15 protein-coding genes are annotated in these 16,035 nt (G+C 72.6%); 7 read left to right on the top strand and 8 right to left on the bottom strand.

Annotation, left to right across the window (positions count from 1 at the left end; genetic code table 11):
* Positions 1-15 precede the first annotated feature (15 nt).
* Positions 16-840 (top strand): transporter substrate-binding domain-containing protein, encoded by an 825-nt coding sequence (locus tag ACIBJC_RS18180; protein ID WP_399293133.1) that lies wholly within the window; start codon positions 16-18, stop codon positions 838-840.
* Positions 841-899: 59 nt separating this feature from the next.
* On the opposite strand, the gene ACIBJC_RS18175 is transcribed toward ACIBJC_RS18180, so the two are convergent.
* Positions 900-2,804: an alpha/beta fold hydrolase gene (locus tag ACIBJC_RS18175; protein ID WP_399293131.1), complete on the bottom strand. Its 1,905-nt coding sequence runs from the start codon at positions 2,802-2,804 to the stop codon at positions 900-902.
* Between the two features lie 175 nt (positions 2,805-2,979).
* Positions 2,980-3,639, bottom strand: a complete 660-nt coding sequence (locus ACIBJC_RS18170) for a TetR/AcrR family transcriptional regulator (RefSeq protein WP_399293129.1) — start codon at positions 3,637-3,639, stop codon at positions 2,980-2,982.
* A gap of 364 nt (positions 3,640-4,003) precedes the next feature.
* On the opposite strand from ACIBJC_RS18170, the gene ACIBJC_RS18165 reads away from it, so the two are divergent.
* From ACIBJC_RS18165 to ACIBJC_RS18145, 5 genes are all read left to right on the top strand, one after another.
* Positions 4,004-4,654 carry a hypothetical protein gene (locus ACIBJC_RS18165; protein WP_399293232.1) on the top strand — a complete coding sequence of 217 codons (651 nt, stop codon included), beginning with the start codon at positions 4,004-4,006 and terminating at the stop codon, positions 4,652-4,654.
* Complete coding sequence (locus tag ACIBJC_RS18160; RefSeq protein WP_399293127.1) at positions 4,639-5,715, top strand: phosphotransferase family protein; 1,077 nt, start codon at positions 4,639-4,641, stop codon at positions 5,713-5,715. Before ACIBJC_RS18165 ends, ACIBJC_RS18160 begins: the two co-directional genes overlap by 16 nt.
* Entirely contained in the window at positions 5,712-6,572 is an 861-nt protein-coding gene (locus tag ACIBJC_RS18155) for a hypothetical protein (RefSeq protein ID WP_399293125.1), read from the top strand. Before ACIBJC_RS18160 ends, ACIBJC_RS18155 begins: the two co-directional genes overlap by 4 nt.
* Positions 6,569-8,017 (top strand): condensation domain-containing protein, encoded by a 1,449-nt coding sequence (locus ACIBJC_RS18150; protein ID WP_399293123.1) that lies wholly within the window; start codon positions 6,569-6,571, stop codon positions 8,015-8,017. Before ACIBJC_RS18155 ends, ACIBJC_RS18150 begins: the two co-directional genes overlap by 4 nt.
* Before the next feature lie 95 nt (positions 8,018-8,112).
* A complete protein-coding gene (locus ACIBJC_RS18145) occupies positions 8,113-8,961 on the top strand; it encodes a LysR family transcriptional regulator (RefSeq protein ID WP_399293230.1) in 849 nt (282 codons plus the stop codon).
* Here the strand turns inward: ACIBJC_RS18145 and ACIBJC_RS18140 are convergent.
* Positions 8,934-9,830: a family 16 glycosylhydrolase gene (locus ACIBJC_RS18140; RefSeq protein WP_399293121.1), complete on the bottom strand. Its 897-nt coding sequence runs from the start codon at positions 9,828-9,830 to the stop codon at positions 8,934-8,936. The two genes, ACIBJC_RS18145 and ACIBJC_RS18140, sit on opposite strands and share 28 nt — an antisense overlap.
* A gap of 257 nt (positions 9,831-10,087) precedes the next feature.
* On the opposite strand from ACIBJC_RS18140, the gene ACIBJC_RS18135 reads away from it, so the two are divergent.
* Entirely contained in the window at positions 10,088-11,071 is a 984-nt protein-coding gene (locus ACIBJC_RS18135) for a L,D-transpeptidase (RefSeq protein ID WP_399293119.1), read from the top strand.
* A 24-nt stretch (positions 11,072-11,095) separates the two neighbouring features.
* Here ACIBJC_RS18135 and ACIBJC_RS18130 read toward each other — a convergent pair whose 3' ends face one another.
* The 5 genes from ACIBJC_RS18130 to ACIBJC_RS18110 all read right to left on the bottom strand — a co-directional run bounded on the left by ACIBJC_RS18130 (position 11,096) and on the right by ACIBJC_RS18110 (position 15,880).
* The gene (locus tag ACIBJC_RS18130; protein ID WP_399293117.1) at positions 11,096-12,127 is read right to left on the bottom strand and encodes a CopD family protein; all 1,032 of its coding nucleotides are present in this window, start codon (positions 12,125-12,127) and stop codon (positions 11,096-11,098) included.
* 57 nt (positions 12,128-12,184) lie between these two features.
* On the bottom strand, positions 12,185-12,901 hold the full coding sequence (locus ACIBJC_RS18125; protein WP_399293115.1) for a hypothetical protein: 717 nt from the start codon (positions 12,899-12,901) through the stop codon (positions 12,185-12,187).
* Between the two features lie 107 nt (positions 12,902-13,008).
* Positions 13,009-14,211: a hypothetical protein gene (locus ACIBJC_RS18120; RefSeq protein WP_399293113.1), complete on the bottom strand. Its 1,203-nt coding sequence runs from the start codon at positions 14,209-14,211 to the stop codon at positions 13,009-13,011.
* Positions 14,211-15,035, bottom strand: coding sequence for a polysaccharide deacetylase family protein (locus tag ACIBJC_RS18115; protein ID WP_399293111.1), 825 nt, complete (start codon positions 15,033-15,035; stop codon positions 14,211-14,213). The genes ACIBJC_RS18120 and ACIBJC_RS18115 overlap by 1 nt, the downstream gene beginning before the upstream one ends.
* Before the next feature lie 227 nt (positions 15,036-15,262).
* The gene (locus tag ACIBJC_RS18110) at positions 15,263-15,880 is read right to left on the bottom strand and encodes an ATP-binding protein (RefSeq protein ID WP_399293228.1); all 618 of its coding nucleotides are present in this window, start codon (positions 15,878-15,880) and stop codon (positions 15,263-15,265) included.
* Between the last annotated feature and the right edge of the window lie 155 nt (positions 15,881-16,035).

The following is a 16,035-nucleotide window of genomic DNA, read 5'->3' as shown; positions in this document are numbered from 1 at the left end:
CAGAAACGGGAAGCCATGCGTCGTACGACCGTGCTGAGCGCCCTTGCCCTCGCCCTGGTCACCGCCGTCGGCGGTACCGCGTACGTCACCCGGACGCACATGGTCCGGGAGGCCGCCGCTCGCCACAGCGCCGGGACGCTGCTGGACACGGTGCCCGAGCGGGGGACGCTGCGCGTGTGCACGACCGGTGACTACCGGCCGTTCAGCTATCGCGACCCCGCCACCGCGTCGTACACCGGCATCGACATCGACATGGCCGAGAACCTGGCGACCAGTCTGGGGGTGCGGCCCGTTTTCGTGGCCACCACCTGGGCCGAGCTCATGGACGACTTCACCGCGGGCAGGTGCGACGTGGCCATGGGGGGCGTCTCCGTAACCCTGGCACGGGCGCGGAAGGTGTACTTCAGCACGCCGTACCTCGTCGACGGCAAGGCCGCGATCGCCCGTTGCGGGGACAAGGCCACGTACCGGTCGCTGGACGCGATCGACCGGCCCGGGGTGCGGGTCGTCGTCAACCCCGGTGGTACGAACGAGGCGTTCGCCAAGGCCCGCGTCCGCCGGGCCACCCTCCTCACCCACTCCGACAACACCACGATCTTCGACGAGATCGTGGCGGGCCGCGCGGACGTGATGATCACGGACGGGAGCGAGACGAGGTACCAGGCCAGGCTCCACCCCGAACTCTGTGCGATCAACCCCGACAAGCCCTTCAACTTCGTGGAGAAGGCCTACCTTCTGCCGCGTGGCGACAAGGAGTTCAAGGAGTACGTAGACCAGTGGGTGCACCTGACCACCCACAACGGCACCTACGACGGTTACGCCGCACCCTGGCAGGGCTGATCACGCGATCTTCGGGCCCGGCCAGGGCCGGCCCGTGGGTCCGGGCGACGGACGGCCCGCTACCGCGCGTCCGGTTGTCCGCCCAGGTGGCGGGCGAGGAAACGGTCCGCCGCGCGGTACATGTCGATGTTGTTCTCCGGGTTCACGAAGCCGTGGCCCTCGTCGTCCTTGACCATGTACTCGACCTCGACGCCGCGGGCGCGCAGGGCCTCGACGATCTGGTCGGACTCGGCCTTGACGACGCGGGGGTCGTTGGCGCCCTGTATCACCATCAGCGGTGTGCGGATGTCGCCGGCGCGGCTGAGGGGCGAGCGGGCCCACAGGTCCGCCTCCTGCTCCGGGATGTCGGGGTCGCCCGCGTACAGGTACCAGTTGTTGACCATGTAGGGCTTGACGAACTCCGGCGCGGTGCGCAGGTAGGTGACGAGGTTGGAGGGGCCGCAGAAGTCGATCGCGGCGGCGAAGACGTCCGGGGTGAAGGAGACGCCGACCAGGGTGGCGTAGCCGCCGTACGAGCCGCCGAAGATCGCGACGCGGTGCGGGTCCGCGTATCCCTCCTCGACGGCCCAGTTGACGGCGTCGATGAGGTCGTCGTGCATCGCGCCGCTCAGCTCCCCGATGCCCGCCTTGAGGAACGCCTTGCCGTGACCGGTCGAGCCGCGGAAGTTGACCTGCAGCACCGCGTACCCCCGGTTGGCGAGGAACTGGGCGCTGGGATCGAACCCCCAACTGTCCCGGTGCCAGGGCCCGCCGTGGACGAGGAGGACCATCGGCAGCCGCGCGGGTTCCACGCCCACGGGCAGCGTCAGGTAGGAGGGCAGCTCCAGACCGTCGCGCGCGGGGATCGTGACCGCCGTCATGGGGGCGAGGACTTCGGGGTCCAGGTTCGGGTAGGGCCGGAAGAGCATGCGGCCGCGCCGGGTGGTGTGGTCGTAGAAGTAGGTGACACCGGGGTCACGGTCGTGGTTGAAGCTGACGACCCAGCGCCGCCCGCTCACGTCCGACGACACGGCCGACAGGTCGCCGTCGGACAGCTTCTCCAGGTTCTCCAGGACCGCGGCGAAGTGCGGGTCCAGGGGGCGGATCTCCTGCCGCTCGCCGAGGTAGCGCACCCCGATCAGCTCCCCCGTGCGCCGGTCGTGGATGAGCGGCGAGGGCAGCGTGGGGAAGACCGCGGAACGGGGGTCGAGGTCGTAGCGCGGATGGCTGTCGACCTCGGTCTCCGCACCGGTGGTCAGGTCGAGCCGTACCACCCGGGTCCGTTCGCTGTCGCGGCTGGAGCCTATCCACGCGCCCGTGCCGTCCGGAGTGAGCTGGAAGGGCTGGATGTCCAGCGGGTAGTCGGAGCCGTCGAACGTGATGACCGGCCGCAGCTCTCCCGTCTCCGGGTCCCACCGCGACAGCTCGATGTCGCCGTCGCCGGTCAGGCCGTGGGCGTACAGCTCGCCGCCGGGCGTGTACAGCAGACCGCCGACCTGGCCGGGGTTCTGCGCCAGCATCGTCAGCCCGCCCGTGGCGATGTCGAGCTCGTAGAGATCGAACTCGACGGGGTTGCGGTGGTTCAGATGCAGGGTCGCCCTGCCCGGCCGGGAGACCATCGTCTCGAAGCCCACGGCCCTGGCCCCGGGGAAGGGGGTGAGGTCGACCGCCTCGGCATCCGGGTCGTCCAGGTCGACCCGGTGGATGTGATAGTTCTCGTCCCCGTCGCCGTCCTGCTCGTACAGCAGCCAGCGCGGATCGTCGGTCCAGTGGTAGCGGAGCACACTGCGGCGGTCGTCGGCGGTGACGCAGCGCGCCGCCTCGTCCGCGTCGAGGCTCTCCACCCATACGTTGAGACGCTCCCGCCACGGGGCCAGGTAGGCGATCATGGTGCCGTCGGGCGAGATCGACGCGCCGACGCGGACGGGAGAGCCGAAGAAATCCTCAACGGTGAGGTGCGGGATCTCGCGCGGAACGGTGGACATACGGGGCTCCTTCTCGGGTTCGTCGCGGTTCGTTCGCCGCAGTTCGTTCGCCGGGGGCGGGCGGCGCGGTTCGGTCGTTCGCCGGGGGTCGTTCGCCGGGGTTCGGGCGGCGCGGTTCGGTCATTCGCCGAGGGGCGTTCGCCGGGGGTCAGTTGCCGCGGTTCCCCGGACGTCCTCAGGTGAGGGGGTCGCCGACGGCTCCGCCGGTGGCGGTGCGGATGGCCTGGGCGTAACGCTCGGCGAGGGCCGTCACGCCCGCGAAGTCCGTGAGTTCGGCTCCGGCGAGGACGGCGGCGCCGATGTGCTCGTCCAGCACCCGTACGACCGAGGCGGTCGCCGCCGCGTGCAGCCGTACCTCAAGGTCGTCCGCCGGACGGCCGAGGCGGTCGCCGATGATCCCGCACATCTGGCGCTCCGTCTGGTCGCAGGCCATCAGCCATGCCGTACGGAGCGCGGGCTCGGTGTCGGCGAGCCGGATCATCTTCATCGCGAGCATCTCGTCCGCGAGATCGACGGGCGGCTTCTCGTGACGGAACCCGGCCAGTTCCGTGGCCAGGTGGTCCTCCAGGGAACGCTCCAGGGGCCACTTCCGCAACACGCTCATCAGGGTGACGACGCCCTGCATGACGATCGGCTCGGCACAGCTCTCCTTGCTGCGGAAGTGGCGCCAGATGGTGCGAGTGGACAGGCCCACGGCCTCCGCGATCTGATCGCCGCTCGTCGCGGCGACCCCCTGCTCCCAGAACAGGCGCGCCGCCTCCCGGGAGATCTCCAGCCGCAGCCGCAGCCGTCGCTGCTCGCTCATGCCTCCCCCGCCGGGCTTCTTCGTCGTCATCTCGCCGGACCGTCCTTTCCTCACCATGACCTCATGAAGTCATGACCGCATGACCGCATGACGTCAAGCGACAGTATGGCACTTAGCGACAGATCAAGCGAGCGCAGCACCCAGAAGGGGGGCGACTCCGACGCAACTCCTGCCTCTTGAGACACCCTTGACCCTTGGAAGCGCTCTCAGATACCTTCGGCACCACTTCACGATCACGCACGCTCACACGCATCCGCAGCACCCCCTCGGGGGCAGTTCGGAGGGGTCATGAGGACAGCCGTGGACGCACCCGCCGCGTTACGCCCGCCGACGCCGTACGGAACAGCGGGCGGATCCGCGGGCGGATGAGCGGTCCCGGTGCCCACGGCGGGCCATCCGTGGCAGGGAAGTCCGCGCCATGGCCGAGGACGGCCGGTACGGGCGGCTGCGCTCCGTACGGACCGACATCCGCTTCGGTGTCCCGGCGGCCGGCAGCTACCGGGAGCGGCCGGAGCTGGGCGGCGGGATCTTCCGCGACTGCGCGAGCTACTGGCTCCAGGCGGTCCAGGCGACCGTGGGGCTCGGCGGCGCGACGGGGCGCGGGACCGGGCGGTTCGCCGGCCCCTACGGGAGCGACCTGGCCTTCGAGGCGCGCCTCGGCCGGGAGGACGGCCGGGAGGCGGTGCTCCACTGCGAGGTGGGCGAGGGCCATCAGGCCCGCCACACCTTCGTCTTCGAGACTGCGGAGGTGCGGCCGCGCAACTCTCTGCTGCCGACGATGGGCACGCTGCCGCTGAACCTGGTCGTCCAGCACGCCGACGGGGCCAGGCAGGTGCTGCCGTTCCCCCCGGTGGCGAACTACGACTCCCAGCTCGACCGCGTCCGGGCGACGCTGTCGGGTCGTCACACGGACGACGGCGACAGCGACAGCGGCGGCAGTGGCGGTGGCGACGGCGGCGAGCTGGAGCGGGCCGGCGCGCGCGTCGAGCTGATGGCCTCGATCAACCAGGACGCGGTCCGCGCGTCGGAATGGCAGACACGGTGAACAATCTGCACAAACGGCGCCCCGGGGAGCGGCAGTTCGAACGGATGCTCGCGGCGGCGGGCGTCGACCCCGGCCTGGTGCGCTCGCGCACCGAGCTGTCGGACGCGACGTTCAACACGGTCTACCGCCTCCACCTGGCCGACGAGGCGCCGGGCCACCGCGGCCTCGTCCTCAAGATCGCGCCCGATCCGGCCACGCCGACGCTGAGTTACGAGCGCGGCATCATGCGGACCGAGGGGCTGTTCTACGCGGCGGCGGCGGGCCGGGCACCGGTGCCCGAGGTGGTGTACGCGGACTTCTCCCGCGAGCTGATCGACACCGACTTCCTGGTGATGTCCGCTCTGCCGGGCACCAACTGGCACGCGGCACGCGACGGGATCGGGGACGGTGAGCGGGCGGAGCTGCGCGGCGAGCTCGGCGGGATGGTGGCGGCGCTGCACCGGGTGACGGGCACGGCCTTCGGCTACCCGCAGACCGCGGCCGAGGACCGGTCCGGCCCCACCCCCGCGTCGCCGCCGGGGTGGCGCGCCGCGTTCCTCGCCATGGTGGACACCGTCCTGGCCGACGCGGACACCTTCGGCTCGCCCCTGCCGGAGCCCGCGGAGCGGATCCGGGAGACGGTACGGGCCGCGGCGGATCCGCTGGACGCCGTGACGACCCCGGTCCTGGTCCACTTCGACCTCTGGGACGGCAACATCCTCGTGGACCGGGCCGCCGCCCCCGCGGGCGCGCCCCGGATCAGCGGTCTGGTCGACGGTGAACGCGCCTTCTGGGGCGACCCGTTGGCGGAGCTGGTCTCGCTGGCCCTGTTCGACGACATCGAGCGCGACGCGGCGTTCCTCGGCGGCTACCGGTCGGCGGGCGGCCGGGCCGACTTCGACGGGGACACCCGGCGGCGGCTCGCCCTCTACCGCTGCTACCTCTATCTGATCATGCTGATCGAGGCGGTGCCGAGGGGCTTCTCCGGTCCCGAGCAGGAGGCCAGGGACCGCTACGTGGGCCGGCATCTGCGCGCCGAACTGGCGACCCTGTCGGGGGCGAGCACCGGGGACCGGCCGTGATCGAGATCCTCACCTCCGGGGTGGCGCTCGGCGTGCACGTCCCCGGGCTGCTGCCGGCCGACCGGCTCCGCGAACAGGGCGCCGACGCCGGGGTCCGGGTACTGGAACGGCTGCTGCCGGAGCGTACGTTGACGACCACCGCCGCCATGAAGTGGGCGTTCCACCGGGACTTCCGGTTCGCGCCGACCGGCCGGCGGGTGGCGACCGACCCGTCGGCCACGGTGGCGGACGAGGCCGTCGAGGAGCTGATGGACACCTGGCGGGCGAGGAGGATCGACCGGTTCGTGGTGTTCTCCGGCTACTGGCTGCCGATCGTCGAGCGGTACCCGTCCCGGTACGGGGCGGCCGGCGCCGCCGCGCCTCCGGTCGACGTCTGCCATGCGGACTCCGTGGCCTCGCCGTCCTTCGTGAAGACCGGCCATCCCGCGTCCGGCGGCGACCCGGACGTCCGCTCCTTCATGGTCGGCCCCGGGTGGCATCCATGGCTGGACGACGGCTGTCCGCCGTTCGGCCGCGTCGTACCGGGCGAGCCGACCCGCTTCACGCGCGGCGCCGGGCACCACGGCTCCTTCGACCTGACGCGGGCCGCGGTCGCCACCGTCAGCAAGCCGGGCGGCGGCACCCTGCTGGACTCCCTCTGGTCGGCGACCCCGGCCGTCCTGCTCGAACCGTACGGCGGCCACGAGGAGCGCAACACCGAGCTGTGGCAGGGACTCGGCTTCGGCATCACGTTCGCGCGCTGGGCGGAGACGGGGTTCGACCTGGCCGTCATCGAGAAGCTGCACCACACGCTCAGGGAGGCCGCGGCCCATCTCCCGGACTACTCGCGGCTGCTGGCCGAGGAGGCCGCGTCATGACCGCCGGCTCGCTCGGGACGCTGCGTACGACGGTCGACCTGGCGTTCGCCGCCCCTCCCGGCGGAGCTCAGGGCGTGTACGCGGCCACGTGGGGCCAGCAGGAGATGTGGCACAAGATCGCCCAGCACCGTCCGGGCGGCTTCTACCAGCTCTCGCAAATCATCCCGGTCGGGGAGCCACGGAGCCTCGACACCGTTCTGGAGTGTCTGCGGCACCTCGTCGGCCGGCACGCCTCGTTGCGCACCACCTTCCACGAGGACGCGGGCGGGCTGTTCCAGGTGATCCACCGGGACGGTGTGCTGCCCGTCCGGGTCGAGGAGGCGCCCGGCGAGGGCCGGGAGCGGGCGACGGCCGCCGCGCTGGTGGACGGCTTCCAGGAGGACGAGCCGCTGCTGGACCGGGAGTTCGCGCCTCGGCTGGCCGTGGTGACCCGGGGCGGGGCCGCCACGTACCTCGTGCTGGTCTGCTCGCACGTGGTGCTGGACGGGCACAGCGAACGCGTGCTGGCCTCGGAGCTCAGGACGCTGCTGGCCGCCGCGGACGCCCCGGCGGAGGCGGAGGCGGAGGCGGAGGCCCGTACGGTGCTCCCTCCGGTCGGGCACGGACCCGCCGAGCAGGCCGGCGCGGAGGCCCGCGCGAAGAGCCGCCGTACCTCCGCACGGTCCGTCGCCTACTGGCGCGCCACCCTCGCCGACGCCCCGCCCGCCCTCTTCCCGTCCCCCACCGAACCGTCCGCCGCCGCGCCGATCTGGTGCGGCAGGCTCGCCTCCGAGGCGCTCGCCACGGCCGAGGCGACGCTCGTACGGTCCGGGCTCGGGTCCGGCGCCCTCTGGCTGAGCGCCGTCGCCCGGGTCCTCGCGGCACACACCGGGCGCCCCGCGACGACCTTCCGCCTGCCGGTCAGCAACCGCTTCGACCAGGCGCTCGACGGTTACGTCGGCAACCTCTCCCAGCACACGGTGGTCACGGTCGACACCGCCGCCGGAACCTTCCGCGAGCTGGCGCGCCGGGTCGAACGCGACCTGATGCGCGCCTACTTCCACGCCCGGTACGACCCGGCGGAGCTGGCGGAGGCGACCACGGAAATCGAGTCCCGGCGCGGCGCCCCGCTCGATCTGACGTATCTCTTCAACGACGTACGGAGCCGGAACGGCAAGCCGCGCGCCGCCCCCGCCGACCCGGCCACCGCGGAGGCGGAGGAGTCGGGAGAGTCAGGAGAGTCGGGGGTGAGCTGGGAACTACTCCACAGCTCGAACAGCGACATCAAGCTGCACGTACGCGTCACGGAGACCCGCGGCCGACCGCGGCTGGACATCGCGGCCGACACCTCCTGCCTGTCGAGGAGCGCCATCACCGACGCCCTCTTCGCCGTCGAACGGCTCCTGGTCGAGGCGGCGCGCGAGGCGGAGTACGGCGCGGGGCAGGGGGCGGCGCCCGCCCCCTGAGTCAGGCGAGGCCCAGCCACGCCTCCGCCCCGAACGTGCCCTTCACATCCGAGGCGACGGTGGTGGCGTTCACCGTGGCCCGCAGGGCGTACACGGTGGTCTTCCGCGCGCCGCGCACGCTGAGCTGGACCGGGCTGTCGCGCGGGGCCCGGCTCACCATCGACGGGCAGGCGTTCGTGCCGCACGCCCGGGCGCTCCTGCGGGCGGAGGAGCGGGCCGCAGCCTCCGTACGGCCGGGGCACCGGGCGCTGCGGGTCGATGTGCTCGGCCGGCGGCTCTCCACGGCGGGGCTGCTGCGCGGCTTCCACCGCGCGCACCCCGAGGTCGAACTCGATGTCGTGACCCTCCTGCGCGCCGACACGGCGGTCGACGCGGTCCGCGACGGCACGATCGACGCGACGTTCCGCGCCGTCCCGCTGCCGGGCGGGCCGCTCCCCGACGGTGTCGAGGCGGTCCCCGTCCTCGACGAGCCGCTGCATCTGTGCACCGGTCCCGCCCATAAGTTCGCCGCCGCGCACGCGGTCACCCCGTCCCGGCTCGCCGGCCACCGGATCTGGATGCCCGGCAACGCCCAGGGCACGGAATGGGCCGCGTACTACGACGCGCTGGCCGCCGCGTTCGGGCTCACCATCGACACGATCGGCCCCGACTTCGGTGTCGAGCCGCTGCTCGACGCCATCGCGGACTCCCCGACGCCGGCGACCTTCGTCGGCGAACGGACCCCGCTCGTCTGGCCCGTCGGCCACGACCTGCGGCGCATCCCGCTGCGCGATCCGACCCCGGTCTACCCGCACTGCCTGCTCTGGCGCACCGACAACCCGCACCCGGCCCTCACCGCGCTCCGCGACCATCTCGCCGCCACGCGCCCCCGCCTCACGGAGGGGGAGACCTGGACCCCGGCCACCCCGGCCGGCGCCTACGCGGTGCGGTTGCGGCCCACGTAGACGTTCCGCGCCCGGTAGAAGGTGTCGCCGCCCGGCCCCGACGACCCGGAAGAGCCCTCCATCTGGAGGTTGATGATCAGCCAGAGCGGCTTGCCGACGAACCCGGCGCCCCGGTGGACCGCCTTCCAGGTGCCGTCGAGGTAGTAGTGGATGTCCACGTCCGTGGCGTTCACCTTGGTGATCCAGGCGCGGTACGTGTGCCAGGAGCCGGGCGACGGGACGCCGACGATCGTGCTCGACACGTCCGAGGACGTACGGAACGTGTTGAACCAGTTGTTCGTGTTCCCCTTGAACTCCAGGATGTCGCTCTCCGGCGGCCAGCTGTTGACCCCGGTCAGCCAGAACGCCGGCCAGGTGCCCGCCCCGCTCGGAGCCTGGAACTCGCCCTTGACCTCGTACTCGGGGAACTGGTCGGTCACCACGATCTGGTTCTTCGCGTGCACGGCGCCCGAGTGGTAGCGGATCGGGAGGTGCGGTGTGGAGCTGCTCGTGCCCTCGTCCCAGGTGATCCGGGTCGCCTGGAGGGTGAGCACACCGGAGTTGAGATAGATGTGGTTGTGGTCGGTGGAGCTGCCGTACATCCGGGCGCTGCCATTGTGATCACTGCCCCAGGGGTAGAGGTAGTTCCACTCCGCCTCGAACGCGCCGTAGCTGCCGAAGGACCCGTTGATCACGTCCTCCCACGCGGCCGCCGTCCCCGCTGACGTCGCCGCCCGCGCCGTACGGGGCGGTGCGGCGCCCAGGGCCAGCGCCCCGCCCAGCGCCGCTGCCCCGCCGAGGAATCCCCTGCGACCGACGCGGCCCGGGCCGCCCCCGCGCCCGTCGCCCTGGCTGCCGTACGACTCGCTCCGTACCGGTACGTCCCGCATGACGTCTCCCCAGGATGGGACAGAAAGCATCAGGACTCACCACATTCCCAAGGGGATCATGAGGCGTCAACGGGTGCGGCACGAAAGCCCGCCTCTCACCTGATCCCCCGTCATGGCGTAGGCCAGGGAGCCCATTCGGGGGAACGTCACGGCGTTGAAGGCGTCGAAATCGCCCTCCGTCGTGGCGGACCGTTCCCATGTCCTATGTCCTTCCCGTGTGCCGCGCGCTCGCCCGGAACCCCGCCGAGGGGGACCCGATGACTTCGGGAGCCAACATCAAGACCGACCACACCACCCGCGTCCGTGTCCCGTACGCCTGGGCGGCGGCGGGCCTGTGCGCCCTCGCGCTCGCGGGCTGTTCCGTGCTGGGCGCCGTACGGCCCGGCACGGACTCGGACGACAAGGCCGCGACGAACGCCGTGAAGCCCGCCGCCGCCCGCCCCGCGCAGCGCCCCGCGGGGCCGGTGCCCGCCGTGCTGGCGGACGCGCACGTCAACGTCGACGACGGAGCCGTGGTCGGCGTCGGAATGCCGATGTCGCTGATCTTCGAGCACCCCGTGCCCGTCGCCGAACGGGCGGCCGTCGAACGGGCCCTGACCGTCTCCAGCACCCCGCGCGTGACCGGCGCCTGGAGCTGGGTCAAGGACCGCAACCTCCTCGACGGCGGGCGTCTCGACTACCGCCCCCGCGACTACTGGCCCACCGGCACGAGGGTCACCCTCCGCGCGGGCTCGGGCTCCGGCCCGGGGGCCTCGCTGCACCGGCGCTTCACGGTCGGGCGCTCCCTCGTCGCCACCGTGGACGTACGCGACCACTCGATGACCGTCGTCAGGGGCGGCGTCGCCACCCGGATCCCGATCACGGCCGGGGCCCCGGGCATGGACACCTGGAACGGCGTCATGGTCGTCTCCAACAAGGAGCGCCGGCTGCTGATGGACTCCCGGACCGTGGGCTTCGGCGACGCGTACAAGGGCTACTACAACTACGCGGTCCACCTGACGTCCTCCGGCACCTACCTCCACGAGAACCCGCTGGCCGACGTGCACGCGGGCCGCGAGAACGTCACCCACGGCTGTGTCGGTCTCCCCACGGACGGCACGGCGCGCCGCTTCTTCGAGGAGGTCGTCCCCGGGGACGTCGTACGGGTCACGGGTGCGCCGGAGACGGTCGCCCCGGGCAACGGGTACGGGGACTGGAACGTCCCCTGGAGTACGTGGCTGGCTGGCAGCGCGCTGAGGTGACCGCGGTACGGACGCCGCGCGCCGTCAGCGGGTACTGAGCCAGTGCGGGTCGGGGACCACGGTCAGGACCGCCGAGACCAGCACGACCAGGGCCAGTACGCCCAGTTCGGCGCGGGCGGGGCGGACGGCGTCGCCGCCCCGGCGCAGCCGGACCCTGGCCGCCAGCGCCAGCGCGCACACCACGGCCACCAGGACGAGCTTGGCGATCAGCACCCTGCCGTACGCCGTCGTGAGGACGACGTCCACGGGGAGCCTGCGCAGCGTCGAGAGCGTGCCGGTGGCGGCCAGCGCGGCGAGGAGCCGGCCCGCGTGGCGGGCGTACCGGGCGAGCAGGTCCCTGGACCCGGCCGGATCGCCGCGCCGGAGCCACAGGGCGCGCAGTACGTACAGCAGCCCGCCGGTCCAGAGGGACGCCGCGGTGAGGTGGACGACGGTGAGCCCGACGCCCAGCATCGGGGTGTACGGCTCGGGGTGGGCCCGCAGCGCCTCCGCGCCGATGACGGCGGCGAGCGGGGCGAGGGCGAGGGCCGGGCGGGTCAGGGTGGCGCAGCCGGCCGCCAGCAGGAAGCCGTTGGCCATGACGAGGAGGAAGCGGCCGTCCGAGGTGCCGTACACGGTGGCGAGGTCGAGTCCGCTGACCCGGGCCAGCAGCAGGATCTGGCCGGCCGAGGCGCCGGCCCCGACGAGCGAGGCGGCGACCGCCCAGCGGCGCGGCTCGGGTGCGGTACGGGTGGCTCCGGCGCCGGGTGATCCGGTGCGGGCGGGTCCGGTGCGGGCGGGTCCGGTACGGGCGGGTCTCGTACGGGCGAGCCGGCCGCCCGCGAGTTCGCCGAGGTGCACGGCGAGCGCGGCGAAGACCGCCGCGCGCAGCACGGTGGTGACGCCCGCGCCGGGTATGCGCAGTTCCCCCGTGCCCCGGGCGGCGAGGCTCGCGCCCAGCAGTGCGACGAGGACGGCCGCCAGCGCGCCGCCCGCCACGAGACCCGTGGTGGCGGGCGTGATCCTGCGGCCGGGGACACGGGCGGTGTCATCGGCGGACGGGCCAGGAAATATCACCCGCTCATCATCTCCGCGGATCGCGGGGAGCGGCAACGCGGACGGACGGCAGACGGGTCAGCCGCGCCAGGGCTGGTAGTGCGGGTTGTCCTCGCACAGCGCCATGGTCTCGGTCTTCTTCGCCGTGTCCACCGGGCAGGCGCCGACGACGCGCTCCCGGGAGATGCCGCCGGGGAAGGCGACCTCGTCGTTGCCCGCCGGGGTCCGGGCGGCGCCCAGGGTCGTGACGACGTCGATGCCGCCGGGCGCGTCGATGTAGTAGTTGTAGACGGCCTTGTCCCCCACCGTGGACTTGTCCCCCGCAGTGGACTTGTAGAGGTCGTGGTCGTAGCTGGCGGAGACGTACGGCGAGCCCAGGCCGGCCAGGGTGTGGCGGGCCAGGTCGTACCGGCCGCCCACCGGCGCGTCGGGGTGGAGGCCCTGTTCGAAGACGAGCCGCGGTGCCCGGCTGTCGGCGCGGTAGAGCTGCTTGCAGTCGGTGCGCCAGGACGGCGCCGGGGTGATCCGCGCGACCTCGACCCGGTGGTCCACGGCGGCGAACATCCTGTCGGCGACGAGGGGGCACCGGTCGGCGGCCGGGGCGGGCTCGACGGCGGGGGCTGGCTCGGCAACGGGGGCTGGCTCGGCGACCGGGGCGGGTCCGGCGGGTCTCACGACGGCCGACGGGGACGGCTCGGGGCCAGACACGGCCTCGGTGGCCGAGGCGGGGACGAACACGGCGGCGGCGAAGAGGGCGACGGCCGCGGCCCGCCGCCGCAGGCGAGTAGTGGTCATGGGGAGCACCCTCCTCGCTGTGCGGCGGCGGGCCGTGGACCGTCACCCGGATTGGGGCGTGTTGCCGGTCGATGGACGCGCCGGCGGACGTACCCCGGCCGCTCGGATCAGCGGAAGACGCCCGTGTGCCCGAGCGAGTAGCGGCCCGGCTGCGGGTAGACCGCCAGCCCGTGCGGACCGCTGCCGACGGGGATACGGGCGAGCTGCTTGCCGCTGGTGGTGTCGATCGCGTACACCTCCTCGTCGTAACGTCCGGACAGCCACAGGACCTTGCCGTCCGACGAGACGCCGCCCATGTCGGGGCTGCCGCCGTCCGGCAGGTGCCACTTCTTCGTCAGCTTGTCCTGGGTGAAGTCGAAGACGGACACGGAGCCCTCGCCCCGGTTGGAGATGTACATCTCGCGGGAGTTCCGGCTCACGTAGAGGCCGTGGGTGCCCTTGCCGGTGGGGAGCAGCTTCGGGGTGGAGAACTTCTTCCCGTCGAGCACCCACACGCCGTCGGCCATCATGTCCGCGATGTAGAACGCGCTGCCGTCCGGGGAGATCTTCACGTCCTGCGGCATGGCCCCCTCGAAGGGCAGCTTCTGCTCGCCGACGACCTTCATCTTCGCGGTGTCGACCTTGAGGAGTTCGCCGGAGAACTCGCAGGACACGATGAAGTACCGGCCGTCCGCCGAGAAGTCCGCGTGGTTGACGCCCGCGCAGGTGACCGGTTCGGTCTTGAGGATCTTCATGGTGTGCGGGTCCCGGAAGACGAGTTCCCGGTCGAGGGAGGCCATGACGACCGCGTACTTGCCGTCGGGCGTGAAGTACAGGTTGTACGGGTCGTGCACCTCGACCGGCTCGCCCGCCTTGCCGGTGGCCGGGTCGATCGGGGTGAGGGTGTGGCCGCGGTTGTTGTTGACCCAGAGGGTCTTCAGGTCCCAGGACGGCACGACGTGCTGCGGCTGCCGGCCGACCGGGATCGTCTCGATGACCTCGTACGTCGCCGGGTCGATGACCGAGACGGTGTCGGAGTTGGTGTTGGGCACGTACACCCGTGAGGGGAAGCCCCGTACGACGGGCGAGAGCATGCCGGGGCGGTCGGCGGCGTAGATGTCCTTGGGGTCCTGCACGGGGGGCATGCCCGGCAGTCCGGCGGGCACGGACCGCGCGGGGACGGCCGGGCGATCGGCCTTGGTGACGGCCGCCTCCGTGTGGGCGGGGGCCCCGGAGTCGCCGCACCCGGCGAGGAGGGCGGCGAGACAGAGGGCGGCGGCGGTCGCGAGCCGGGCGGCGGGGCGCGGGGCGCGGCGGGGGGTCGGGGGCATCAGGTCAGCAGCTCCGTGGTCGTCACCGCGCGCAGGCCGCGGCGTTCCAGTGCGTCGAGGAGGGCGGGCAGCGCGGCCACCGTGTCCGCGTAGCCGAAGTGCAGGCTCACCACGGAGCCGTCGCGGATCTCTTCGGTGACGGTACGGACGACGGTGTCGGCGCCGGGTGAGGTGAAGTCGAGGGAGTCGACGTCGTACGAGAGGGTGTGCGGGTAGCCGGCCCGTCGTGCCAGCCGCTGGACGAGCGGGGTGGCGTGCTGGGTGCGGGAGGGCCGGAACCACGTGCCGACGGAGCCGGTGAGCCGGCGCAGCCGCTGCGCGCAGCCGGTGATCTCCGCGTACGCCGCCGCCTCGTCCAGGGCGGAGATGTCGATGTGGTGCAGCGTGTGGTTGCCGAGGTCGTGGCCGCCGTCGAGGATCCGGCGGGCGAGGGCGGGCTGTTCGTCGAGCCAGGTGCCGACGGCGAGGACGGTGACGCGGGCCCCGGCGCGTTCCGCCTCGGAGAGCAGGGCGGTGGCGGTGGCGGGGTCGCCCTGGCCGTGGAAGGTGAGGGCGACCCGGGAGCGGTCGCGGGGGCCGTGCGCGATCTCGGCGGGCTGCCCGGGGAAGCGCCGGGGCGGTGGGGCGGTACGGGCGGCGGGGCGCGCCGTGCCGGTACGGGCGCCGGCGCTCGCGCCGGGACCGGCGTCGGACGGGATTTCGGACGGCTTTTCGGACTGCTTTACAGAAGGGGGTGCGGTGTCGGAACAGCCGGTGGAGAGGGCGCCCGTGACGGCAGCGCCGGCTGCTGCGCGCAGTGCACTGCGGCGGTCGATCGGGATCACGACCCCATTTAAGGGGGAAAGGGGGTGAAAGCTGGCGATTGACCCGCTGCGGGGCCTTCGCGGGTCGCCGGGCCTCGCGTTCGGGCCGCCGGGTTCCGCTCGGGCTTCCGGGTTCCGCTCGGGCCGCCGGGCCTCGCGCTCGGGCTTCGGGTTCTGCTCGGTCGCCGGGCCTCGCGCTCGGGCCTCCGGGTTGTGCGCGGGGCTCCGGGTCCTGCGCGGTGGGCGGGCTACGGGGCCTGGCGGTCGGCGACGCGCATCTCGAACCAGGTGGTCTTGCCGCGCGGCAGCAGGTCCACGCCCCACCGGTCGGAGAGCCGGTCCACCAGGAAGAGCCCGCGTCCGCTGGTGTCCAGGTCACGCACCGGCATCAGGCACGGCAGCCCGCGCGAGGGGTCGCGCACCTCGACCCTGATCCAGCCGCGGCGGCGCAGCATCCGTAACCCGAAGACGCGGGCGCCGGTGTGGCGTACGGCGTTGCCGACCAGTTCGGAGACGAGGAGGACGGCGTACTCGGCGGTCTGCGGCGAGAGCTGCCACTGGCGCAGCACCACGCCGTGGGTGATCCGGCGGGCGGCGGCGGCGGATTCGGGGCGGGACGGCAGTCGCACCTCCGCCTCCGTCGGATTGCCGAACAATTCCAGCGCTTTGAGCGCCTGTTCGTCGTCGACGGACGGTATCCACCGCTCGGCGGCGGCGTTTCCGCGCTGCCGCGGCTGCTCCGTACCTTCCAGGCCCGCCATGCCCCCATCATGGCCGTACAGCGCCCGCCCCGTGGGCGTTCCAGGGGATTGGGACCCCCGGAACGAAGCATTCCGGGGGGCGTGATCGGCATATGCCGTTGGCAGAAATTGAGCGTGAGCACCTCTCCTGACCTGCGATGACGAGAAGCGATTGAAAGATCACCAAATGTGATCGCGAAGACCGCCTTAAGGCTGGCTTAAGGTCGCGCCGAGCGATGCACGGGGTTGACGTAACGGCCACGCATGTCCAACAGGGCGAT

Source organism: Streptomyces sp. NPDC050509, assembly GCF_044457965.1.
GTDB lineage: Bacteria > Actinomycetota > Actinomycetes > Streptomycetales > Streptomycetaceae > Streptomyces.
Note: the sequence above shows the minus strand (reverse complement) of the source record. Positions and strands in the feature narration are given on the sequence as shown.